This window comes from Microbacterium sp. AC035, from assembly GCF_979258485.1.
In genome coordinates, this window is record NZ_OZ409858.1 from 2,568,107 (window position 1) to 2,590,701 (window position 22,595).

The following is a 22,595-nucleotide window of genomic DNA, read 5'->3' on the forward strand; positions in this document are numbered from 1 at the left end:
CCGCCGTCACACGGCTGACCTAGAGTCCCTGCATGAGCCGCCCCATCCTCCTCGCCGTGTCGCACGGCACCTCGGATGCCGAGGGAGCCCGTGCCATCGCCGACCTGGTCGGCGCCGTCGCCGCAGCGATGCCCGAGGTCGAGGTGCGCAGCGCCTTCGTCGATGTGCAGCAGCCCGACGCCGCAGATCTCCTGCCCACGATCGATGGCCCCGTCGTGATCGTTCCGCTGCTGCTCTCGCGCGGATTCCACGTGCATCACGACCTGCACGGCATGGCGGCGAAGAAGACGGATGCCGTGGTCAGCGCCCCGCTGGGACCCGACCCGCGTCTCGCCGAGGTGCTCGCGGACCGCCTGGCCGAGGCAGCCACACCGACACCCACCGAGACAGACGGAGCCGTGGTGCTCGCCGTCGCGGGCTCGCGCGACCCCGCATCGCTCACGGATGCCGAAGCGATGGCGTCCCTCCTCTCTCTCCGTCTCGGCAGGAGGATCGAGCTCGCCTACCTGGCCGCGCGCGAACCCGACCTGCCCCACGCGCTGCGCGAGCACCCCGACGCGGTCATCTCGACATACCTGCTCGCCCGCGGCTTCTTCTTCGACCTCACCACGAGGCAGGCACCAGGGCGACGCGTCACCAGTCCCCTGCTCGACGGTACGACCGTGCCGCAGCCGCTGATCGATCTGATCGTCGCGCGCTACGAGGAGGCCTCGGCACAGCTGCACGCCGCCCCGACTCCCGAAGCCGCACAGTCGTGATGGCGGGCACGGTCACCCTGGTCGGAGCAGGACCCGGCGATGCCGGCCTGCTGACTCTGCGCGGGCTGCGCGCCCTGCAGCAGGCGGATGTGATCGTGGCCGACCGCCTCGGAGCCCGCGCCGTGCTCGCGCAGCTCGCCGGAGAAGGAGTGCAGCTCGATGCCGAGGTCATCGACGTCGGCAAGCTCCCCGGCCATCACCCGGTGCCGCAGGACGGCATCAACGAGCTGCTCGTCTCGCTCGCCCAGCAGGGCCGTCATGTGGTGCGACTCAAGGGCGGCGACCCCTTCGTCTTCGGGCGAGGGCGCGAGGAGCAGCTGTTCTGCGAAGCGGCCGGCATCACCGTCGAGGTCATCCCGGGCGTCACGAGCGCAGTGGCGGTACCGGGCATCGCCGGCATCCCCCTGACACAGCGCGGCGTCGCCGAGACATTCACCGTCGCGAGCGCGCACGACCAGATCGAGACGCTCGGGGGCGGGCGCGACCACACCGTCGTGCTGCTGATGGGCGTGAACACGCTCGGGCATTCCGCGCACGTGCTCGCGGCAGGTGAACGCGGCGCCGACTGCCCCGTCGCGATCATCGAAGACGGCTTCGGTGAGCGCCAGCGGGTCACGGTCGGCACCCTCGGCACGATCGCCCACCTCGCCGCGGCTCAACAGGTGCGATCCCCCGCGGTCGTCGTGGTCGGCGACGTGGTGGCGCTCAGCCCGCACGCCGAGATCAACCCGCACGCCGGGATCAGTCCGCACGCCGGGATCAGTCCGAGTTAGGCGACCCTCAGTCAAGAGGTGGCAGACTGTGGACAGCGGACCGATCCTCGCCCGATGAGCGCGTCCGTCGGCGGCGCCGCCATGGTCGGCGCATCCGCGTCTGCCACACGGAGGCGACCGCTCTTCTCACGGGAGCGCGAATGACTGACACGGACACCTACGACGTGCTCGTGATCGGCGGTGGTCCGGCCGGTCTGTCCGCCGCCCTCAACCTCGGCCGTTCGCTCATGCGCGTGCTCATCGTCGACGCCGACCGCCCGCGCAATGCCGCCACCCTGAACTCCCACGGGTTCCTCACGCGCGACGGAGTGCCCCCGCACGAGCTGCGCCGCATCGCCCGCGACGAGCTCGCCGCCTACCCGAACATCGAGATGCGCACGCGCGTGAGGGTGCTCGAGCTGGCGAGGTCGAACGCGGGCGGCGAGATGGACGCCGACGGGCAGCCGCCTCGGTTCACGGCATCCATCGGTCGCAAGGATCCGACCGACACCGTCACCGCGCACTCGGTGCTGCTCGCCACCGGGCTTCGCGAGACCCTCCCCGACGTGCCCAACCTGCGCGGCTTCTACGGCATCAGTCTGTTCAGCTGCGCGGCCTGCGACGCGTGGGAGCTGCGCGGGCGGCGACTCGCGCTCATCGGCACGACGGATGACCTCGCCGACCGCGCCCGACTCATCGCCCGCTGGACCGAGGATCTCACCGTCTTCACGCACGGCGCAGACACCGTCACGGCCGAAGAGGAGGCCGAGCTCGCCGTGGCGGGAGTCGCGGTCGTCCGCTGTCCGATCTCCGAACTCGTCGGTGATCGCGGCCGCATCGAGGCGATCGGACTCGACGACGGGACCGTCATCGAGGTCGACGGCGGCTTCGTGCGACCGGAGTGGGAGACCGATCTGTCGTTCCTGCGCGACTTCGCGCCCTCGGTCGACGACGACGGTCACCTAATCACGGACCGCTCGGGCCGCACAGACGTCCCCGGCCTGTATGCGGCCGGCGATGCGGCGATCCCCGGCCCGCAGCAGCTCATCGTCGCCGCCGGTGCAGGTGCGAGGGTCGCCTCGGTGATGGTGCAGGACGCCGTCGGCATCGCTTCAGCACACTGAACGCCCCCGCGAAACCCCCCTCTCGGCTCCCTGGCCCGCGACTATGCTGACCGGCATGACGCGCATCTCGCAGGCCCCGCCGCTGGTCCGCCTCGCCGCCCTCTCGGTGGTCGCGCTGGCCATGCTGCCGCTCAGCGGCTGCCTGTACGCGCAGATCCCCGTGAACGTGCCGGACGGCGACGGGCCGGATCCCTCCCCCACAGCCATCCCCTCGGAGGAGCCATCCGGCGATCTGTCCTCGACGATGACCTTCGCAGACGGCGCCGACATCCCCGCTGAGGCGTACATCCAGTGGGGCGACGGCCTCATCGCCGACGACGGCTGGAAGATCATCAAGCCCGACGACGGCAACGGCGGGTGGACCTACGGCACGATCGACGACACGTGCACCGCGCAGTTCTGGCAGGGTCTGATCCCCGATGTGCCGACGGTCGCGGGCGACGACAGCGTCAGCTCGGATGCCATGCTCGCCGTCATCCTCGGCGAAGCGGATGCCGCTGCGATCACACCGCTCTCGACGACCGGGTCCTTCAGCTATCAGGTCGGCGGCAACTCCGACGTCGAGAACCGACAGGTCGTGGGCGAAGAGGCCGACCGCCAGTGGGCGATGGCCGCACGGGCCTTCACCGCGACGGGGGTCGGGCTCTACGTGATCGTCGACTGCACCGGGGGCGACATGCAGGCCACGATGGCCGAGGTCATCGACAAGAACGCCGTCGTCATCCAGTGACGCCGGCCGCCCGGCATCCGCTCTGCCGAGGTCGGGCGGAGGTCACTTGCCGCCGGGCGGGCCGACGAGCAGCAGGATCACGTACAGCGCGACGATGCCGACCGCGAGCAGAATCGCCAGAACCCAGGGGCGGCGCAGGAACCAGCGCATGAGCCGGTCGTGCCAGCGCGCATCACGCGGGTCCTGCGTCTGGTCCACGCGCCACTCGCCGGCCAGTCGTCCCGTGCGGTGCAGCCAGATCTCCATCGGGATCGTCGCGTAGGGAACGATGGCACTGGCCACGGCCAGGACCGCGACCCCGAGGTGCCAGCGCTGATTGAGCGCGACGAGCACGGCGGTCGCCGCGTACGCGAGGAACACGAACCCGTGGATGCCACCGCCCACCGTGACGACGATTCCCGGCGCACCTGCCGCACGGGCGATGATCGCCGAGATCAGGATGGTCCAGGTGATCGCCTCCGCGATCGCGAGAACTCGGAACAGGCGGTCGGGTGTGCGGAACACGGGACTCCTCGGGTGGGGGTCCGTCCAGCGTATCCGGAATACCTATGCGCTCCCGGGCGTTGCCGAAGGCATGGTGACCGTCGACTCCGCAGCCCTCGGGCACGTGCTCGACTCCGTCGACCTCCGCGTCGGCATCGCCCGACGAGCGCCACTCGCCGCCGGAGGGATCCTGCCGATCCCCGCGGGCTCCGCCACCCTCGTCTACATCGCGGCGGGCTCGGTGCACGGGCATCCGCCGCTGACCACCGGATGCCGCCTGGACGTCGACCGCGCAGCGCAGATCATCGCAGTGGACGATCGACCGCTGCACGCGAACCTGGTCGCCGGAGATGCGTTCCTGACGCTCGGCCGCGCGTCGATCGCCCTCGAAGCCGACGAGGTCACCGACCTCGTCGTCGTCGACCTGGAGTTCTCGGACAGTGCCGCGATGATCGCCGCGCTTCTTCCCGACCCGATCACCGTCATGTCGTTCGCCGCTCTGGAACCCGCAGCAGCAGCACTCGCCGGGAGCATGGGACCCACCGATCCCGCCACGTGCCCGTCGCGCCAGGGCGACCCGGTGATCTGTCGGATGATGGCGCAGACCGTGCTGCTCTCGGTGATCCGCGCGTGGGCCGCGAACGGCTGCGCCCCCGCCGGCTGGCCGTCCGTGTCGAATGACCCGTTCCTCGACCGCGTCGTCGAGGCGATCCATGAGCAGCCCGGCCGCGACTGGACGGTCGAACGCCTCGCGAGCGTCGGCGCGATGTCCCGGTCGGTGTTCGCCGAGCGATTCCGCAGCGCGATCGGCCGCTCGCCCGCCGACTACGTCACCGAGGTGCGCGTCGACGCGGCGAAGCGGATGCTGAGCGAGGGGCGCTCGGTCAGCGAGACGTCACGCGAGCTGGGCTACGCCTCCGACGAGGGGTTCAGCCGCGCGTTCCGCCGCCGCACGGGGATGACCCCGTCGACCTGGCGCGCATCGCGGCTCGCCCCCGTCCCGGCGTAGAAGTCCGCCTCAGGCGAGCTTCGCCGCCGCGACGCTCCTGCGGTTCGACATCCCGAAGAGCACAGCGCCCACCAGCAGCGAGACCGCCCCGAGCACGTAGACGAACTCCACATCGAGGGTGTCGACGAGCAGTCCGCCGACTCCGGCCGCGATCGTGATCGCTCCCTGGAATCCCACGACGACGAGGCTGCCGCCTGCCTCGAGCCGGTCGGGCGTGCGGTGCCCCACCCACGTGTTGATCACGAGCAGCCACGACGAGAAGAAGAAGCCCCAGACGAGCACGACGATCCCGATGCCGAGGACCGAGCCCGACAGGAAGATCATCGACAGCACTGACACGGCGATCACCAGCGGGGCGAACACGGCGAAGAACCCGAAGGTGCGGTCGATGAAGAACCCGAGTCCGAGGTTGCCGGCGAGGCCGCCGAGCCCGAACAGGGCGAGGAGCAGGATGATCGTCGACGGCTCGATCTCGGGGATGCGCTCGAGCGCGAGCCGCACGTACGTGTAGGCGAGGAAGTGGCCGAGCACGACGAGCACGTGCCCGACCATGCCGAGCCCGATGCCCGGGCGGCGCACGGTGTCGACGAGGAGGCGGATGCTGGCCCCCTGCTCGGCCGGGACCGACGGGAGCATGAGTCGCAGCGCAACCGCCAACAGCACCATGAGCACACCGGCGATGGCGAACACGGTCTGCCAGTCGACGATCTCGCTGAGCATCACGCCGAGCGGCACACCGGCGACCGTGGCGAGGGAGACGCCGGCGGAGGTGAACATGACGCCGCGGCCGAGGTGCTCCGGTCCTGCCAGGCGCACGGCGACCGTGATCGACATCGCCCAGAAGGCGCTGATCGCGGCGCCCAGCAGGAACCGCGCGAGAAGCACGATGATCAGGTTGGGCGCGATCGCGACGATGAGGTTCGACACCGCTGCGGCGAGCGCCATCCAGACGAGCAGCGAGCGCCGGTCGAGACGGGGGAAGATCAGCCCGACCGTCGGCGCGACGATCAAGCCCACGAGCGCGGTGACCGTGACGGTCTGCCCTGCCTGACCCGGGGTCACCCCCAGCGCGTCGGCCATCTCGGTGAGCACGCCGTTGGGCAGGAACTCGGCCGTGACGAGCAGGAAGCCCATCAGCATCAGCACGATGAGTCCGCCATAGCGGATGCCCTCGGTGCGGGCGGTCGTCACAGGTACGGGCGCGGTCGTCGTCATGGTTCCACGCTCGCAGGTGTCGGCGGCGCTCGCCCGACGCGACGTCCACGGCATCCGACCATTCGTCCGGACCGGGTCCGGACGGCACCAGATGGGGTCTTTACAGCATCCGCCCGCACCCCCTAGGCTCGACGACGCGCCGGGGTTCTCCCGGAAGGCCAGAGCGAGAGGAGTGGATGACATGAACACCGTCTCTGTCGTGCCCCTCGCCGACATCCTTCCTCTCGAGGCCGCTCGCTCCTGATCCGCGCGTGGCCTCCGTCTCTCGGAGCCACATCGTGTCTGATCTCTTCGCTTCTTCCGAAGCATCCACATCCACCACTTCTTCCCTTTTCGACGCATCTCCTTTCGAGTCCGTCCCCACCTTCGCCGACGTCGAACCCGGTGAGCACCAGCGCTGGACCACCTGGCCGGCGATCACTCCGACAGAGCGTGGGCCGCTGCCGTGGCCCGAGTGGGTCGTGACGAGCGCCGGTGCACTCGACACCGAGCTCGGCATCCTGAAGACCGGCAAGGAGGCAGACGTGTTCCTGCTCGAGCGCGCGGTGCCGGACGACCCGGAGCAGCGCACGCTCCTCGCCGCCAAGCGCTACCGCGACACCGACCACAGCAGCTTCCACCGCTCGGGGGTGTACACCGAGGGGCGCGCCACGCGGAACACCCGCGATGCACGCGCGCTCGCCAAGAAGTCCGGCCATGGCCGAGCGGTCGCCGCCCTGCAGTGGTCGTTCGCCGAGTTCGATGCGCTGAGCCGCATGTGGGAGCTCGGTGCGCCGGTGCCCTACCCGGTGCAGGTCAACGGCACCGAGCTGCTCATGGAGTTCATCGGCGACGCGTCGGGGGTCGCCGCGCCCCGACTCGCCGCGGTGCGCAGCGACCCCGTCGAGCTGGCCGGTCTGTACGACCAGATCGTCGACCTGATGCGGGTGTTCGCCGCGGCGGGGTTCGCGCACGGCGACCTCTCGGCATACAACCTGCTCGTGCATGAGGGGCGGGTGCGCGTGATCGACCTGCCGCAGATCGTCGACATCATCGCCAATCCCCAGGGTCTCGACCTGCTGCACCGCGACTGCGTCAACATCTGCGACTGGTTCGCGCGGCGACGGGTCGAGTGCGATGCGGAAGAGCTCTTCGCGGAGATGCTCGCCGCGTCGTATGCGTGAGGTTCACGCGGTCCGCAGCGCCGCATCGAGCAGATCGACGAGCGGCCGGGGCATCCGCTCGAACGGCAACGCATCGATGATGTCCGCCGAGAATCGGGCCTTCCGGCCTGCGGCGGTGCCTGCGAACCGGTGCAGTTGCTCGTCTATGCTCCGTGCGCGCTGCGCGGGCTGCTCCTGGAACACCTGGAATCGTCCGAGTTCACCCCGAGCCGCGAGCGTCTCGAGCACGAGCTCCGGCCCTGCCGCGGCGATCACCTCGTCCTCGAGGTCGCGCGAGCAGCCGAAGAAGCCGCCGTCGCTCGGTGCCGCGCCGTCGGCGATGACGCCGAGATCCACGAGGATCTTCGCGACGTAGTCTCCCTCGGCCGCGTCGTACAGACCGAGGACGCGCGGAGCATCCGGCCCCGCGCGCAGCGCGGCCAGACGCTTGCGGAGGTTGGTGATGCCGTCGAGATCGACGAGGTCGAGGCCCGCGATGTCGGTCCGACGGCGGCGCGCGAGGGCGACGAAGGCGAGGCTGTCGCTGCGGCCTTCGAACAGAACCACGGTGCGAGGCACCGCCCGCGTCGTCGACATGCCTCGACCCTAGCCCGCGGCGCGCCGTCACCCTCCGTTCACCGTGCGCCGCCAGACTTCGAGAATGAGCGATTACCCGCAGAGCGGCGCGGTGCCCGAGCCCGCCGCCACTGCCAACAGCGGCGCGGTCGGAGTCATCGGCCTCGACCTGCGCGGCGAGACACCGGCCCCCAAGAAGCAGGTCTACTCGTGGGCGCTGTGGGACTGGGCGACGCAGCCCTTCAACACCGTCATCCTCACCTTCATCTTCACCGCGCTGTACCTCACGACCGAGGCGTTCCTGCCGGCGTCGATCGCGGGACTCGACGCGAAGGACCCGATCCGCGAAGCCGCCGAGGCCGACCTCGCCTCGGGACTCGGCCTCGGGTCGACGATCGCCGGAATCGCGATCCTCCTGATCGCGCCGGTGCTCGGCCAGCGGGCGGATGCCGCGGGGCGGCAGAAGCTCTGGCTCGGGATCGGCACAGGGGCGCTCATCGCGTGCATGCTCGGCCTGTGGTTCGTCGAGCCGACACCGACACTGTTCTGGCTCGGCGTGGCGCTGATCTCGGCGGGCTCCGTGTTCGGTGAGATCGCCGCCGTCAACTCGAACGCGATGCTCATCGGCATCGCGAATCCGAAGACCGTCGGACGCATCTCCGGCCTCGGCTGGGGATTCGGCTACATCGGCGGCATCATCGCGCTCGTCCTCGTCGTCATCTTCTACATGCTCGACTGGTTCGGCCTGCCGGACGACGGGGGTCTGCCGTTCCGCATCATCGCCGTCGGCTGCGCGATCTGGGCGATCGTCTTCTCCATCCCGATCTTCCTCAACGTGCCGGAGCCCTCGCTCGGCCGCCCCGAACGCAAGGTCGGCTTCTTCGCGTCCTACGGGCTGCTCGTGAAGGACGTCACCGGCCTGTACCGCAACCCCGACACCCGTCAGACGTTCTGGTTCCTGCTGTCGAGCGCGGTGTTCCGCGACGGACTCGGCGGCGTCTTCGCGTTCGGCGCGGTCATCGCCAGCCAGGTGTTCGACTTCGAATTCCTCGACCTCGTGATCTTCGGCATCGCGGCGAACCTCATCGCGGGCGTCTCGACGATCATCGCCGGCCGCTACGACGACCGATTCGGTCCGAAGCGGATCATCCTCCTCTCGCTCGCCGCCATGGTGATCGCCGGCCTCGCCGTGTTCTTCCTGGTGGATGCCGGCACGATCGTGTTCTGGATCGGCGGTCTGGTGCTCTGCGCGTTCGTCGGCCCCGCCCAGGCCGCGTCGCGGTCGTTCCTCGCCCGCATCACCCCGGCCGGGCGCGAGGGCGAGATCTTCGGCCTCTACGCCACGACCGGGCGGGCGGCGAGCTGGATGGCGTCCGGCGCGTGGACCCTGCTGATCGTGCTCTCGGGGTCGACGTCCTACGGCATCCTGGGCATCGTCCTGGTGCTGATCGCCGGCTTCCTGCTGCTGCTGCCGGTCAAGGCCACGCAGAACGTCTGAGCGATCGGTTGCGCCGACCCTGTCGGTGATCGAGGAGTAGCCTGACCGCGTGACGGTCATCATCGCCTTCCTCGCCAACATCCTCGTCGCGATCGCCAAGACCGTCGCGGCGGTGCTCACGTCGTCGGCGTCGATGGTGGCGGAGGCGGCGCATTCGTGGGCGGACGCCGGCAACGAGATCTTCCTGCTCATCGCCGACCGGCGGGGTGCGCGGGCGAAGGATGAGCGGCATCCGCTCGGCTACGGTCGTGCGGCGTTCGTGTGGTCGTTGATCGCGGCGTTCGGGATCTTCACCGCAGGGTCGATCGTGTCGATCATGCATGGCGTGCAGGAGCTCTCCGAGACCGGCCCGGTCGAGAGCCCCGGGGTCGCGTACGCCGTGCTCGGCATCGCCTTCGTGCTCGAGGGAGCCTCGTTCACGCAGGCGATGGTGAAGTCGCGACGGTTGGCGCGTGAGCGGGGATCGTCGACCTGGGACTATGTGCTCGACACCAGCGACACGACACTGCGGGCGGTGTTCTTCGAGGACATGGCCGCCCTGATCGGGCTGGTGATCGCGGCCGGTGCGATCGCGATGCACCAGGTCACCGGGGTCGCCGCGTGGGATGCCGTGGGATCGATACTCGTCGGGGTGCTGCTGGGTGTGGTCGCGATCATTCTGATCGGGCGCAACATCGCATTCCTCGTGGGCTCGAACGCGTCCCCCGCGCTCCGTGACCGCGTGGGGCGCGCACTGCTCTCTTCCCCGCAGATCCAGCGGCTCACGTATCTGCACATCGAGTACGTGGGGCCGAACCGGCTCTTCATCGTCGCCGAGGTCGACCTGGCCGGCGACGCGCGTGAACACGATGTGGCCCGGAGCCTGCGCGCGATCGAGCAGCAGATCGAGGCGCACGAGGTCGTCGAGACCGTGGTGCTGTCGCTGTCCGTCGAGGATGAGGAGTCGCTGGAGTTCGCCGAGATCGCCGAGATCGCCTGAACCTCCTGCTCTTCCTTCCTCCCTACCTCGATGCCGGGTCATCCGGCGCGGGCGAGGGTCGACTCTTCCGGAAGACTCAGCCGCGGGGTGTGCCATTGCTGTGCCGGATCCCACCATCGCGGCCCTCGCACTTGCGGAATGCCGTCGTTCATCCGGATCTCCCACCCCGACGTGCCCAGACTTCGGTGGTGCCACCAGCACAACGGCACACCGTTATCCGTATGCGTCGGCCCGCCCCTGGCGTGCTCGGTGACATGGTGGATCTCGCACCACGACGCCGACACGTGACACCCGGGGATCAGACATTCCTTATCGCGCGCGATGATCGCGCGGCGTTGATGCACGGTGAACACCCGATCTGTGGTGGTGATCCCGATGATCCGCCCCTCATCCATGAGCACCCGCTGGATGGTCCCCGAGCATCCGACATGTGAGGCGACGCTCACCGGCACCTGCCCCCACGCACCGCTGACGCTCGCGCGCCCGGTGCCGTTCTCGAGGTCCTTCGCGTCTACCGTCACGACCAGGGTCGGACCCGCACCGCCTAGCGTCGGCATGTCTCGGTGGCGGGCGGCGATCGCCAATGCCGCGGCGAGAGCGTCATGTCGCTTCTGCGCCGCCGTGCGGTCATCGATGACGTTGCGCGGATCGGAGTTGTACGGATCTTCTGCGGCATCGCCCTCGTCGGTGCCGCCCCCGTCGGCATCGCCCTGACCGGTGCCGCTCTGGCCGGTACCGCTCTGGTCGGTGCCGCTCTGGTCGGCATTACCCTCGTCGACAATCCCCTCCCCCTGCGTGAACACCACGCCCGGCATCGGCGGACCGTCGCCTTTGGGGTTGTTCTGCGCATCGAGGATCAGCTCCAATTGCGCGGCGACCTCGGGCGTCAGATATCCCTTGATCGAACGCAGTCCGTCACGCACCCGGCCGAGGGTTATGCCCCGTCGACGCGCAGGCTCATCGCCGGGCTCGTCTCCATCAGGGTCGAGCAGCGCGGCCAACGTCTCTGCGAGGAGCTTCAGCTCGTCGAGCGTGGGCGCCGGGCCCTGGAGCTCTGCGTCGGGGCCGGCCTCGGGGTCAGGTCTGATTCCCCGCGCCGCCCGCGCCAGGCAGATGTCGGCGTCGAGCCGATCATCGACGCTGATGCGATGCGACACCTTCTCGATCGGCTCGGTCGCGGCCAACATCCCCGCGACTCCGATCGCACCGTCGAGCATCGCCTCACGCAGCGCCGGCCACCGAGCGGGCAGTCGATCGCCGGATACCAGGTTCACACTGCGCCGCACCAGTCCGACGACGTTCCCGACGCGCATCGCCCCGCGCACATCTGTCAGCAGCGTGCGCTGCAGCAGCTCGCTCTGCGTGCGGCATCCGGTGGAATGGGGGAACTCCACCGCATCCCCCGTCGCGATCGTCTCGATCACCACAGCCTCGACCCGCCGGAACGCCGCACCAGCCGCCTGCAGCACGTGCACCCGTTCTGCATCGGACAACCCGGCGAGTGCATCATCGGACAGCACTCGATCGAGGTCGGAGACGACCTGATCGACGAGGGCGCGAGTGCGGGATGACATGGCCCCATCCAACTCGGGGCCACCGACATTCAGACCGCAGAATCGAGCACTTTTCGACCAGATCAGAAGCATATTCCGGAACACCAGCTGAACATTCTGGAACACCGGTGAGCGATCACGGAACCCGGGCGGGCGATCACGGAACCCGGCGGGTGATCGCGGAACAGCGTCGGCTGATCGCGCACCACCGACGGGGCAGCCACGAGCCCATCACCGGCCGAGCCCATCACCGGCCGAGCCCATCACCGGCCGACCCCACTCACCGGCCGACCCCACTCACCGATCGCCCCCACTCACCGGCGGCAGCGCACCCCTGCGCGGAGTCAGCTCTCCCAGTTGTCGGCGAGCTTGTTCAGCAGCGTCGCGAGCTGATCGCGCTCCTCGTCGGTGAACGCCGCGAGCGCCTTTCCCAGCGCCTCTCGTCGCTCGCCCCGCATCCCGCGGGCGATCTTCCGCCCCTCGTCGGTCAGCGCGATCCGCGTGCGTCGCGCATCGTCGGGGTCCGCCTCCCGGCGCACGAATCCGTGTGCGACTCCCTGCTGTACGAGCCTCGACGCCCGCGGCTGGTCGACGCCGATCGCCGCGCCGAGATCGCTGACGCTGAGCGCGGTGGATGCCGCGGCGAGCGCCTCGAGCATCCGCATGCGAGCCGGGCCGCCGAAGCGCCCCGACGGGTCGTTCATCCACGGGGGCATGCCAGGGCGCCCAGAGTGCCCGTGCCCGTGCCCGTGCTCGTGAGACCCGTGGTCAGAGTGGTCAGAATGACCGGAGTCGTCGGAGTGGTCGGAATGCGCGCCCCCGTGCCACGGATGTGGCCCGCCCATGCCTCGCGGGCCGCGCCCGCGCTCGCCAGGCCGTCGCCCACGCAGGCGGGACAGGGCGCGGGCGATGGCCTCGGTGGGGTCGTTCTCTGCGGCGCTCACACATCGATTTTACATGCGACTTGACATGGATCAGTACTGCATGTCACACTACATATACATGCATAGTGACAAGCACATGCTCCATGACATCTAAGGACTTCACCCATGAACACCTCTGACACTCAGAACACAGACAGCACCTCCCGCCCCTTCGGCTACTGGCTGAAGGCCGTCGACCGCCTCATGGCGGCCGAGTTCGACTCTGCCTTCGAGGGCGAGCACGCCAGCCGCCGCGACTGGCGGATCCTCAACGTCATCGATGGCACCGCGCCCGCCCGTCGTCCCCTGAACTCCCACAAGCTGCACGACCTCGTCGAGCGCGGCTGGGTCGTCGCCGACGGCGACGGCTGGACGCTCACCGACGACGGCCGAGCGGCCAAGGAACGCCTCGGCAGCATCGTCGACGGCATCCGCGCGAAGGTCACCGACGCCGTGAGCCCGGACGACCTCGAGACCACGCTGGCCTCGCTCGAGCAGATCGCCCGAGCCTTCGGCTGGGACGAGGAGACTCCGCTCCCCCGCGGACGCGGTCGTCGCCACGGCTTCGGCCCCGGGTTCGGCCACGGGTTCGGCTCCGAACACGGAGCGGATGCCGAGCTCGACGGCCATGACTGCGGACACCGCGGACACCCCGGGCACGACCGCTTCGCGGAGGCACGCGCAGACCACGGTCACGGCCGCGCAGATCACGGTCACCGCCACGGCGGTCACGAACACGGCCACGGCGGTCGCGAACACGGCGACGTCAGTAACGAGCACGGCCATCGCCGCTGCGAGCACGGTCGCCACGGAGCGCCGCGCCACGGCGAGCACCGCGTAGCCCGGGCAGCTCAGCACGCCTACGAGCGCGGCTTCGATGCCGGCTTCTCCCGGGGTCGCGACGCCTGACGGCATCCGATCATCGAGAACGCCCCGTCTGACTCAGGTCAGGCGGGGCGTTTCTGCCTGCTCCGCACGGTTCGTTCCGCTGCGTGGCCACATCCGCATCCGAGAACTCGGAGACCGATCCGTTTTCGACCCCGCTCGACGTCCCGAACGCTCTATCGACTCCGCAGATCCTCTGCGCGAAGCAGCCTGGCTGCTCCGAGTATCTCGACCCCGAGCAGGTGACCGTCACGATCGAAGTCGAGGATCAGCTCGCCCTGCAGATCGTCCGGCAGCGGCACCGGCACCTGCCGTGACGCCTCACCAGGGCGGATCGGTCGCCCGATCGTCGCATACGCGGCGTCGACCTCGGAGTCGTATCGCAGATCACCCATGCCACGGCACCCCGGTGCCAGCGGCGATCGTCTCGGACCCACCGGCCGGCAGCGCGAACGACACCGTCGTGCCGAGGTAGATCGCCCCGGCGATCGCCGCCCCGAGCAGGACGAGGAGGAACGCGAAGATCACGAACGTCAGCGCACCGTATCCGCCCGATGTCGGCGCCTCGGGTGCCACCGACGGCTGCGCCCAGTCGTCGGCCACAGGAGCCGGCTGATCTCCCGTGAGGATCGCCGGCTTCGGCCGTGATCGGCGCGTCGACGGGAGCATCGCCTCCGGGGGAGGCGGCGGGATGACCGCATCCGGGATCGCAGACTCCGACGGAGGCGGCGGGATCACCGCATCCGGAATCGCAGACTCCGACGGAGGCGGCGGAATCACCGCATCCGGAATCGCAGACTCCGACGGAGGCGGCGGAATCAGCCCCTCCGGGATCGGGATCTCGGGCGGAGGCGGCGGGATGACAGCTTCCTCCGGTCGGATGTACGGATCTCTGCTGTCACCGCTCATGTCAGCCCCCTACGGCTCCGACGTCGGTCGTGCCGACGTCCGTCTTGTGGAAGTTCTGGAACGAGCGGGATGCCGTCGGCCCTCGCTGCCCCTGATAGCGATTGCCGTACGGGCCGGAGCCATACGGGTTCTCGGCCGGCGAGGTCAGCCGGAAGAAGCAGAGCTGCCCGATCTTCATGCCCGGCCACAGCTTGATCGGCAGCGTCGCGACATTCGCGAGCTCGAGCGTGACGTGCCCGGTGAAGCCGGGGTCGATGAAGCCGGCGGTCGAGTGCGTGATGAGGCCGAGGCGACCGAGCGACGACTTGCCCTCGAGGCGTGCCGCGATGTCATCCGCCAGCGAGACCTGCTCGAAGGTCGCGCCGAGCGCGAACTCGCCGGGGTGCAGGATGAACGGCTCATCGGGGTCGACCTCGATCAGCCGAGTCAGCTCGGGCTGATCGACCGACGGGTCGATAAACGGGTATTTGTGATTGTCGAACAGGCGGAAGTAGCGGTCCAGGCGCACGTCGATGCTCGACGGCTGGATCATCTCCGGCTCGTGCGGATCCAGCCCGATGTGGCCGGATGCGAGTTCTGCTCTGATGTCGCGGTCGCTGAGAAGCACGGCCCCAGCCTAGTCACCACACGCCGCCGACACTTTGGCCATGACCGACAGGGCAGGTAGGCTTGCGTTCACCCGCTCCTCGGATGCGAGTACGGGGCTGTAGTTCAATGGCAGAACTTCTGCTTCCCAAGCAGATAGCGCGGGTTCGATTCCCGTCAGCCCCTCCACAACCCGCGCCGCTCTCGGCGCAGAGCGCAGAGCGCAGAACGAAGAGCCCGAGACTCTACCCAGTCCCGGGGCCCCGTCGCTCATGCTGGTCTTCTCCATTCCGGTATCCCGGCATGCGAACGTGCTGCCCGATGGGCGAGGGGCGGCCGGGAACATAGCATCGGTTTCGCGACGGCACCCTCTTCTTGGATGCGAAGGCGAACACATGATTGATGTTCACGACGACGGCAGACGCGAATCTCGACCCGCAGTCCATGGCCTGCAACGTCCGCGGTTGATGACTGTCCTCGATCGAGGACACGCCCTGGTGCTGATCAGCGGCCCTGCCGGAGGCGGCAAGTCAGTTCTGCTCAGCCAGTGGGCCGGAGCACAACCACGTCGTGGCATCGGAGCGATCCGCATCGCCTTCGAGGGCCAGCTCGCAGATGAGAATCAGATGCTCCGCAGCGCTTTCGCGCAGCTGCTCGCGCTCGATCTCGTACAGGACAGGGCGAAGGCGACAGCAGTGCTTCGTGGGTTCGAGAGCATCCGGGACAGGTTCGGTGCGGTCCGAGCGGCGTTCGCCGAACTCACGGGTCCGTGCGTGCTGGTGATCGACAACGCGGAACGCGCGGATGAGGCGCGCTGGCTTCACCTGTGCGTGTCGTTGCTCGAGGTCGCACCAGCTCTTCGAATCGTGGTTGCAACCCGACGATCGCTGACGACGGACGGCTTGCGGACGTTGGCATCCATCGACTCTGCAGTCATCGGTCCGGGGCAGCTGCTGTTCACCCCTGACGAGGCCCGCGAAGTGTTCGAGAGCGTATCGGGCGTGCCGGCGCCTCCTGACGGCCTGGGTGAGATCGCCGCACTGCCGCTGTCTGCTCGGTTGCTGGGCCTGGCGCACGTGATGAGAAGAGGACAGCTCGACTTCGTCACCTCCGAGCGCGAGCAGGTGGCGGATGCTCTGCTGTCGACCCTCGTGAGCGAGCGCGTGTCGCCGGAGTTCCGCGAGTTCCTTGTCAAGACGGCTGTTCCTAGCGCCGTGACGGCCGATGTCGCGGCACGCCTGGGATGGCCAGACGATGCTTCGGAGCACCTTGAACGTGCCGAGTACTTCGGACTGGGCATGTGGGAGTCAGGCGAAGCCGGGCCCTCGTTCGTGTACACCCCCGCGCTTCGCGATGCGCTCCTGCGGGCATTCGATCAGGCTCCTGTCGAGACCACCGCGCAGGTTCGCCGCACAGTCGCGCTCTGGGCATTCGAGCATCGGCGCCCGCTCGAGGCGCTGTCGAACGCGCTGAAAGCGAAGGACTACGCCCTCGCTTCGCGACTCGGGCGCAAGGCCTGGTTCGTGCTCGCGCGGACCTGCGCCGCGGATGTCGTTCACCTGCTGCACGAGCAGGGCCCTGCAGTCCTCGTCAGATATCCGATCCTCTCCACCATCATGGCTCTCGTCCTCACCCAGCTGGGGCACCGGGTGCGTGCTTTCGCATACTTTCACAGCGCTGCGATGAGGCTGCACGGCCGCTCGTCCGACGACGATCTGGTCGAACGCTTCTGGACCCTGACGGTGCAGTCGCTGGCCGAACGCTTCTCCGGTCGATTCCACCGCGCGGGGGCGACAGCGTTCCTGGTGACGCGGACTTTCGACGCGATGAGTCCTGTGCAGCGCGAGAGCTGCGACGGGGCTACCGCGCTACTGCTCAGCAGCTGCGGACTGAGCCTCCTCTTCGCGGGGCACCCGGATGACGCGGTCTCCGTCCTCGAGCAGGGAATGACCATGCACGTCGACGATGCGGTGACGATCTTCGAGAACGGTGTCACACTGCGCATTCCCGACGACGACGGCGGGTGGTACCACTGCGCTTCGACACTCGCCGCAGTGCACGCGGTCCACGGAAGACTGTCGGACGCTCGTCGCGTTCTCGATGAGATCGACGCCGCCGACCCACCCGTCGCGTGGAGAGTCGACCTCTTCGGCATCATGGAGCAGGTCGCACGCGCCCGCATCGCCGTGGCAGATGGTGACGTTGCGCTCGCCCGAGAGCGGATCGACAGCGTGGCGCACTGGGTCGGATCCACCGAGCTGTGGCCGTTCATCGTTCACACCCAGAGCGCCGTGTCTCTGCATTCCGGGCGAACGACCGACGCGCTTCTCGTGTTGTCCCGCGCACTGGGCCGTAACGCGAACTCCACGACGTCGGAATACGCCATGAAGTTCGTCTGGGCCGCACGCGCCGCTGCCGAGCTCGCGTCCGGCAGTCGCACGGCGGCCGAGCGAACCCTCAAGGAGCTCCCCGACTGGGCAGCCGAGCGTCACGCCCTCACGGCCCTCGCCATGCTGCTCGCCGGCGACTTCGGCGGAGCGCTGGTGAGTGCACAGGCGCTCGACTCCGACCATGGTGAGGAACCCCTTCGCACCGGCTGGAGACCGCTCGCGCTGCTCATCGCAGGCGTCGCCGCAGGCCGGCTCGGCAAGAGCGGAGCCGCAGCGACAGCACTCGCGCATGCGACTGCACTCATGCGGGAGGAACACACTCTGGCGCCACTGGCGATGATCCGTCGAGAGGATCTGCTCGTCGCCCGTGACCTCTGCGACGAGAGAGGTCGCGCGATCGTCGACGCTCACCTTTCAGGCCGCACGGATGACATCTTCCCTCCGCTCGAGGCTGCGGTGTCGCTCACCGCGAGGGAACGCGCGGTGATGCAAGAACTCAGCAAGACCGCCTCGACTGCCGATATCGCGAAGGCCCTGTTCGTCTCTCCGAACACGGTCAAGGTGCAACGGCGAAGCGTGTACCGAAAACTCGGAGTCTCGACCCGGGAGCAGGCTCTGCTTCGCGCAGCCGAACTCGGGATCCTGACCCGAGGTTCCGAGGGCGCAGGAAACTGAAGAAGAGAATGAGGCGTACGGCAGGCCTGGGGTGCGCGCCATACGCCTCATGGTCGAAGCACCGCGAGGATCATCCTCGCCGGGGGCCCGAACCGACCACTGATCACGCTAGATGGGCTCACTCGCCTTCGCCGGGCTCAGCAGCGGAGCCGCCATCGTTAACCCTCGTCTTCACCCTCTGTCATCGCGCTCGTCCGCATGACCCGACGCGGCCGGGATTCGTCGACCATGTCTGCTGACCCGGTGACATCTAGGCTGGAGTCTCAGCACCACCCGGGGGGGGACAGCATGGCGAATCGCGCGCGACGATGGATCGCGGCCGGAGCAGCACTGGCTGCCTTGGCGACTGCAGCAGTGGTACCGAGCGCGGCAGCCGCGCAGGACTTCTCTGCCGGCGGGCCGAACTGGTACATGGATGCGATGAAGATCGCGCCGATCCACGACGCCGGCATCACCGGCGAGGGTGTGACCATCGCCGTGCTCGACGGGGGCCTCTACCTCGACGCGCTGACGCTGCAGGGTGCCGATATCGAGGTTCCCGACTTCGATGGATGCCCGGACCCTCTCGACTACGCACCCACCCAGTACACGCAGTTGCAGCATGGCACCGCGGTGACCTCTCTCATCGTCGGCAACGGCACCTCTGAGAGCGGTGAAGGGCCTCGGGGCATCGCACCTGACGTCCACATCCTGTACTACGGGATGCTCCAGGGCGCAGCCAACGAGGCGCGCGACTGCGAGGCGTTCTACAGCGACGTGCTGGACGACGCCGTTGCCCGCGGTGCAGACATCGTCACGATGTCCGGCGGGTACTCGTTCCTTCACCAGGAGATCTCCCAGCCGACATACGACAGCGTCACGAAGGCGCTGCAGGCAGGGGTCGTCGTCATCGGGGCACTCCCCAACAACGACAGCACCTCGGTGCACGTGCTCAACACGACCAACGGTGTGCTCAACGTCGCATCCGTGGACGCGACGGCGGCGCCGGCGAAGAAGCGATGGTCAGAGGAGAACATGACTGACCCGAACACCGACGTCGTCGCACCCGGCATCGAGGTCGCCGGGATCGGGTTCAACGACACGTGGGGCATGACTGCCTGGAATGGCAACTCCGCAGCCGCACCTCTCGTCGCTGGCCTCGTCGCGCTCGGCATGCAGAAGTGGCCGGATGCGACCCCGGAGCAGCTGATGCAGTCACTCATCCGCAACACCGGTTCGACGCCACACGAGCTCGAATGGTCCGCGACCTTCGGACACGGCGTCGTCAACGCCACCCGATTCATCGCCGAAGACCCGACCCAGTACCCGGACGAGAGCCCGCTGTTCACCGACGAGCAGTTCCCCACGTTCGACGAGGTGTACAACCCGCCGTCGCCGACCCCCACACCGGAGCCGGTCGAACGACCGCAGTCGCAGCTGCCGATGGTGCTGGTGAGCCTCGCTCTCGTGGTGCTCCTCGCGCTCGCCGCCCTCGCCGGCGTCATCATCCTCATCGTGTTCGTCGTGAAGCGCAGCCGTCGGGTGCCTGACGACAGCTGACGCTCCGTCCGCATCCCATCCGATTCCCCGCGGGCTCCGAACAGGAGCAGATGGGCCCGTTCTCGCGCGCCCGAGAGGAGTTCCGATGATCGAGTCATCGACCCCGCCGCTTGCCGACCTCGACGGGTATCGCAACGTCACCGACCTGCTGGCCGCGCGCGCCTCCGTCGCGCCGGATCACGTCGCCTTCGAGGTCAAAGGCGCGGATGCTCAAGGCCCGTGGCGCCCGATCACGACTCGGGAGTTCCTCAACCAGGTGCGCGCTCTGGCGAAGGGCTTCATCGCCCAGGGCGTGCGCCCCGGTGATCCGATCGCGATCATGGCGGCGACGCGCTACGAGTGGGCCGTCGCCGACCTCGCGTCCTGGTTCGCCGGCGCCGTGGTCGTGCCGATCTATGAGACGTCGTCGCCGTCGCAGGTGAACGCCATCGTCGCCGATGCCGGCGTGCGCCTGGCGATCGGCGGCACCACGGAGCACGCGGTGCTTCTGCAGGCGGCGCTCACGCAGACCGAACGGATCACTCTCGGGGCCTGGACGATGGATGCCGCAGCATCCGGCACTCTCACCGACCTGGTCGCGCGCGGCATCGAGGTCACCGACGACGAGCTCGAGGCGCGCAGGACCTCGGCCACGCAGGACGACCCCGCGACGATCGTCTACACCTCTGGCACCACGGGCGAGCCCAAGGGTGTCGTGCTCACGCACCGGAACTTCCTCGGTCAGGTGCTCAACATCGCCGCCGCCTACCGCGAGATCGTGAACGAAGGCGGCAACACCGTCATCTTCCTGCCCCTCGCCCACGTGCTGGCGCGCGGCCTGCAGCTGATCTGCCTGGCCAGCGGCATGCGCATCGCGCACCTCTCCGACCCGTCGACCGTCGTCGCCACGCTCGATACGCTGCGCCCGACGTTCCTGGTGGTGGTGCCTCGGGTGCTGGAGAAGATCCAGGCCGCCGCTGCCGCGAAAGCCGCCGACAAGGGGCTCACGAAAGTATGGACGCGAGCCCGTTCGACTGCCATCGTCTGGGGCCGCCGCGCCGAACAGGTCGACGCCGGCCGGCGAACCACGAGGAACCGCGGACTCGCCCTGCGCCACCGCCTCTTCGACGCGCTGTTCTATCGACGCCTCCGCGCCGTGATGGGCGGACGAGTCGGATACATCCTCTCCGGAGGAGCAGCGCTCGACAGCGACCTCTCGCTCTTCTTCCGCGGCATCGGCGTGCCCGTCATCGAGGGCTACGGACTCACCGAGACGACCGCGCCGCTCACCGGCAACCTGCCCGGCCGCATCGCCTCCGGCAGCGTCGGCTCGCCGCTCCCCGGTCTCACGGTGCGCATCAGCGACGCGGGCGAAGTGCTCGCTCGCGGCGTCGGCGTCTTCGCGGGGTATCGCAATCCGACCCACGACGAGGACGCCTTCGTGGACGGCTTCTTCCGCACCGGTGACCTCGGGCGGCTCGACGACCAGGGTCGACTGATCCTCGAAGGCCGACTCAAAGATGTGATCGTCACCTCGAACGGCAAGACGATCGTGCCCACGCGCTGGGAGCGGTCTGTCGAAGCAGACCCACTGGTCTCGCATGCGGTGATGGTCGGCGAGAGCAAGCCGTACCTCTCGGCCCTTCTGGTTCTCGACCCCGAGCAGACGAAGGCGTGGGCGGATGCCGAAGGCGTCGACATCCCCATGCCCCCGCAGCCCGACATCCGCGAGGTCACCGACCCCGCGCTTCGCGCCCACCTGCAGCGTGCCGTCGACGCCGCGAACGCGCTCGTGGCACGCAGCGAGCAGGTGCGTCGCTTCAGCGTGGTCTTCGCCGACCTCGAGGACCGCGGGCTGGTCACACCCACCATGAAACTCAAGCGGAGCGTGGTGCTCGACCGCGCCGGCGCCACCGTCGAAGACCTGTACCTCTGAGAACCGGAAAGAACACCATGTCCTCCCCCACCCCCACGAAGCCCAAGTCCTCGCGCGCCTCGCTCATCGCGATCATCGTCGCGCTCGTCATCGGAGCCCTCGTCGCACTCGCCGGCAGCCAGGGCGGCGCGACGCTCGGCAGCATCCCGCTGTTCGCCCTCGCCGTCGCCGCGGCGTACGCGATCCAGATCCTCGCCTTCATCCCGGCGATGATCCTGCGCACCGAGCGGTTCTTCGACCTCACCGGCAGCCTCACGTTCCTGGCGATCTCCGTGGCCCTCGTGCTGCTGACGCCCATGCCGGACGCCCGCAGCTGGATCCTCGCGGCGATGGTGATCCTGTGGGCCGCGCGTCTCGGGTCGTTCCTGGCGATGCGCGTGCACAGGGCCGGATCCGACGGTCGCTTCGACGAGATCAAAGGCTCCCCCGTGCGCTTCCTGCAGGTGTGGGTGATCCAGGGTGCGTGGGTGTCGATCACGGCAGCAGCGGCATGGATCGCGATCAGCACGGATGCCGGCGCGCGAGCTCCCATCGGCTGGCTGACCGTCGTGGGGATCGTCGTGTGGCTGCTCGGCATGACGATCGAGATCGTCGCCGACGCGCAGAAGTCGGCGTTCCGCGCCGACCCGGGCAACAAGGACGAGTTCATCCGCACCGGACTGTGGTCGAGGTCGCGTCACCCCAACTACTTCGGCGAGATCGTCATCTGGGTGGGCGTGTTCCTGACCGCCGCACCCGTGCTCGCCGGATGGCAGTGGGTCGCACTCCTCTCGCCGCTGTTCGTGATCCTGCTGCTCACCCGAGTCAGCGGCATCCCGCTGCTCGAGGCTCGCGCCGAGAAGAAGTGGGGCGACCGCGCCGACTACATCGAGTACCGCGAGAACACGCCCGCGCTGATCCCGCGGCTCACGCGGCCGGCCGTTCGGGAGACTGCGGCATAGGCGCTGAGTGACGC

Annotated in this window: 21 protein-coding genes and 1 tRNA gene; 14 read left to right on the plus strand and 8 right to left on the minus strand. The window is 68.7% G+C overall.

Features of this window, described 5'->3' with window-relative positions; translation table 11 throughout:
- The first annotated feature begins 32 nt into the window (after positions 1 to 32).
- The 4 genes from ACZ0AA_RS12370 to ACZ0AA_RS12385 all read left to right on the plus strand — a co-directional run bounded on the left by ACZ0AA_RS12370 (position 33) and on the right by ACZ0AA_RS12385 (position 3,364).
- The gene (locus tag ACZ0AA_RS12370; protein ID WP_463513081.1) at positions 33 to 758 is read left to right on the plus strand and encodes a sirohydrochlorin chelatase; all 726 of its coding nucleotides are present in this window, start codon (positions 33 to 35) and stop codon (positions 756 to 758) included.
- On the plus strand, positions 758 to 1,531 hold the full coding sequence (gene cobA, locus ACZ0AA_RS12375; RefSeq protein ID WP_463513082.1) for a uroporphyrinogen-III C-methyltransferase: 774 nt from the start codon (positions 758 to 760) through the stop codon (positions 1,529 to 1,531). The genes ACZ0AA_RS12370 and cobA overlap by 1 nt, the downstream gene beginning before the upstream one ends.
- Before the next feature lie 140 nt (positions 1,532 to 1,671).
- On the plus strand, positions 1,672 to 2,634 hold the full coding sequence (locus ACZ0AA_RS12380; RefSeq protein ID WP_463513083.1) for an NAD(P)/FAD-dependent oxidoreductase: 963 nt from the start codon (positions 1,672 to 1,674) through the stop codon (positions 2,632 to 2,634).
- A gap of 55 nt (positions 2,635 to 2,689) precedes the next feature.
- Positions 2,690 to 3,364, plus strand: coding sequence for a hypothetical protein (locus ACZ0AA_RS12385; RefSeq protein ID WP_463513084.1), 675 nt, complete (start codon positions 2,690 to 2,692; stop codon positions 3,362 to 3,364).
- A 42-nt stretch (positions 3,365 to 3,406) separates the two neighbouring features.
- Here the strand turns inward: ACZ0AA_RS12385 and ACZ0AA_RS12390 are convergent, their stop codons facing one another.
- Positions 3,407 to 3,868 (minus strand): DUF3817 domain-containing protein, encoded by a 462-nt coding sequence (locus ACZ0AA_RS12390; RefSeq protein WP_400863955.1) that lies wholly within the window; start codon positions 3,866 to 3,868, stop codon positions 3,407 to 3,409.
- Between the two features lie 70 nt (positions 3,869 to 3,938).
- On the opposite strand from ACZ0AA_RS12390, the gene ACZ0AA_RS12395 reads away from it, so the two are divergent.
- Positions 3,939 to 4,856, plus strand: coding sequence for a helix-turn-helix transcriptional regulator (locus tag ACZ0AA_RS12395; RefSeq protein ID WP_463513085.1), 918 nt, complete (start codon positions 3,939 to 3,941; stop codon positions 4,854 to 4,856).
- A 9-nt stretch (positions 4,857 to 4,865) separates the two neighbouring features.
- Here ACZ0AA_RS12395 and ACZ0AA_RS12400 read toward each other — a convergent pair whose 3' ends face one another.
- Positions 4,866 to 6,071, minus strand: coding sequence for an MFS transporter (locus tag ACZ0AA_RS12400; protein ID WP_400863951.1), 1,206 nt, complete (start codon positions 6,069 to 6,071; stop codon positions 4,866 to 4,868).
- Positions 6,072 to 6,349: 278 nt separating this feature from the next.
- On the opposite strand from ACZ0AA_RS12400, the gene ACZ0AA_RS12405 reads away from it, so the two are divergent.
- Positions 6,350 to 7,234 carry a serine protein kinase RIO gene (locus ACZ0AA_RS12405; protein ID WP_463513086.1) on the plus strand — a complete coding sequence of 295 codons (885 nt, stop codon included), beginning with the start codon at positions 6,350 to 6,352 and terminating at the stop codon, positions 7,232 to 7,234.
- Positions 7,235 to 7,237: 3 nt separating this feature from the next.
- On the opposite strand, the gene ACZ0AA_RS12410 is transcribed toward ACZ0AA_RS12405, so the two are convergent.
- Positions 7,238 to 7,810, minus strand: a complete 573-nt coding sequence (locus ACZ0AA_RS12410; RefSeq protein ID WP_463513087.1) for an ATP-dependent endonuclease — start codon at positions 7,808 to 7,810, stop codon at positions 7,238 to 7,240.
- A 64-nt stretch (positions 7,811 to 7,874) separates the two neighbouring features.
- Between ACZ0AA_RS12410 and ACZ0AA_RS12415 the strand changes: the two genes are divergently transcribed.
- Positions 7,875 to 9,287 carry an MFS transporter gene (locus ACZ0AA_RS12415; RefSeq protein WP_463513088.1) on the plus strand — a complete coding sequence of 471 codons (1,413 nt, stop codon included), beginning with the start codon at positions 7,875 to 7,877 and terminating at the stop codon, positions 9,285 to 9,287.
- A 49-nt stretch (positions 9,288 to 9,336) separates the two neighbouring features.
- Positions 9,337 to 10,266, plus strand: a complete 930-nt coding sequence (locus ACZ0AA_RS12420) for a cation diffusion facilitator family transporter (RefSeq protein WP_463513089.1) — start codon at positions 9,337 to 9,339, stop codon at positions 10,264 to 10,266.
- A gap of 38 nt (positions 10,267 to 10,304) precedes the next feature.
- Here ACZ0AA_RS12420 and ACZ0AA_RS12425 read toward each other — a convergent pair whose 3' ends face one another.
- Together ACZ0AA_RS12425 and ACZ0AA_RS12430 are read right to left on the minus strand one after the other, a co-directional pair.
- Positions 10,305 to 11,840 carry an HNH endonuclease signature motif containing protein gene (locus tag ACZ0AA_RS12425; RefSeq protein WP_463513090.1) on the minus strand — a complete coding sequence of 512 codons (1,536 nt, stop codon included), beginning with the start codon at positions 11,838 to 11,840 and terminating at the stop codon, positions 10,305 to 10,307.
- Between the two features lie 323 nt (positions 11,841 to 12,163).
- The gene (locus ACZ0AA_RS12430) at positions 12,164 to 12,535 is read right to left on the minus strand and encodes a MarR family winged helix-turn-helix transcriptional regulator (RefSeq protein WP_463513091.1); all 372 of its coding nucleotides are present in this window, start codon (positions 12,533 to 12,535) and stop codon (positions 12,164 to 12,166) included.
- A 333-nt stretch (positions 12,536 to 12,868) separates the two neighbouring features.
- Here ACZ0AA_RS12430 and ACZ0AA_RS12435 point away from each other — a divergent pair, with 333 nt between their 5' ends.
- Entirely contained in the window at positions 12,869 to 13,651 is a 783-nt protein-coding gene (locus tag ACZ0AA_RS12435; protein ID WP_463513092.1) for a hypothetical protein, read from the plus strand.
- A gap of 152 nt (positions 13,652 to 13,803) precedes the next feature.
- Here the strand turns inward: ACZ0AA_RS12435 and ACZ0AA_RS12440 are convergent, their stop codons facing one another.
- Genes ACZ0AA_RS12440 through dcd form a run of 3 tightly spaced genes read right to left on the minus strand, consistent with a single transcriptional unit; the run spans position 13,804 to position 15,143 of the window.
- Positions 13,804 to 14,022 carry a DUF2283 domain-containing protein gene (locus ACZ0AA_RS12440; RefSeq protein WP_400863929.1) on the minus strand — a complete coding sequence of 73 codons (219 nt, stop codon included), beginning with the start codon at positions 14,020 to 14,022 and terminating at the stop codon, positions 13,804 to 13,806.
- Positions 14,015 to 14,536 carry a hypothetical protein gene (locus ACZ0AA_RS12445; protein WP_400863926.1) on the minus strand — a complete coding sequence of 174 codons (522 nt, stop codon included), beginning with the start codon at positions 14,534 to 14,536 and terminating at the stop codon, positions 14,015 to 14,017. The genes ACZ0AA_RS12440 and ACZ0AA_RS12445 overlap by 8 nt, the downstream gene beginning before the upstream one ends.
- Position 14,537: 1 nt before the next feature.
- The gene (dcd, locus tag ACZ0AA_RS12450; RefSeq protein WP_042536862.1) at positions 14,538 to 15,143 is read right to left on the minus strand and encodes a dCTP deaminase; all 606 of its coding nucleotides are present in this window, start codon (positions 15,141 to 15,143) and stop codon (positions 14,538 to 14,540) included.
- Positions 15,144 to 15,236: 93 nt separating this feature from the next.
- Here dcd and ACZ0AA_RS12455 point away from each other — a divergent pair.
- From ACZ0AA_RS12455 to ACZ0AA_RS12475, 5 genes are all read left to right on the plus strand, one after another.
- Positions 15,237 to 15,310 (plus strand) — tRNA-Gly (locus ACZ0AA_RS12455).
- Positions 15,311 to 15,588: 278 nt separating this feature from the next.
- A complete protein-coding gene (locus tag ACZ0AA_RS12460) occupies positions 15,589 to 18,186 on the plus strand; it encodes a helix-turn-helix transcriptional regulator (protein WP_463513093.1) in 2,598 nt (865 codons plus the stop codon).
- A 288-nt stretch (positions 18,187 to 18,474) separates the two neighbouring features.
- On the plus strand, positions 18,475 to 19,725 hold the full coding sequence (locus ACZ0AA_RS12465) for a S8 family peptidase (RefSeq protein WP_463513094.1): 1,251 nt from the start codon (positions 18,475 to 18,477) through the stop codon (positions 19,723 to 19,725).
- A gap of 85 nt (positions 19,726 to 19,810) precedes the next feature.
- Positions 19,811 to 21,640, plus strand: coding sequence for an AMP-dependent synthetase/ligase (locus tag ACZ0AA_RS12470; protein WP_463513095.1), 1,830 nt, complete (start codon positions 19,811 to 19,813; stop codon positions 21,638 to 21,640).
- Between the two features lie 17 nt (positions 21,641 to 21,657).
- On the plus strand, positions 21,658 to 22,581 hold the full coding sequence (locus ACZ0AA_RS12475) for a DUF1295 domain-containing protein (protein ID WP_463513096.1): 924 nt from the start codon (positions 21,658 to 21,660) through the stop codon (positions 22,579 to 22,581).
- Positions 22,582 to 22,595: the final 14 nt, after the last annotated feature.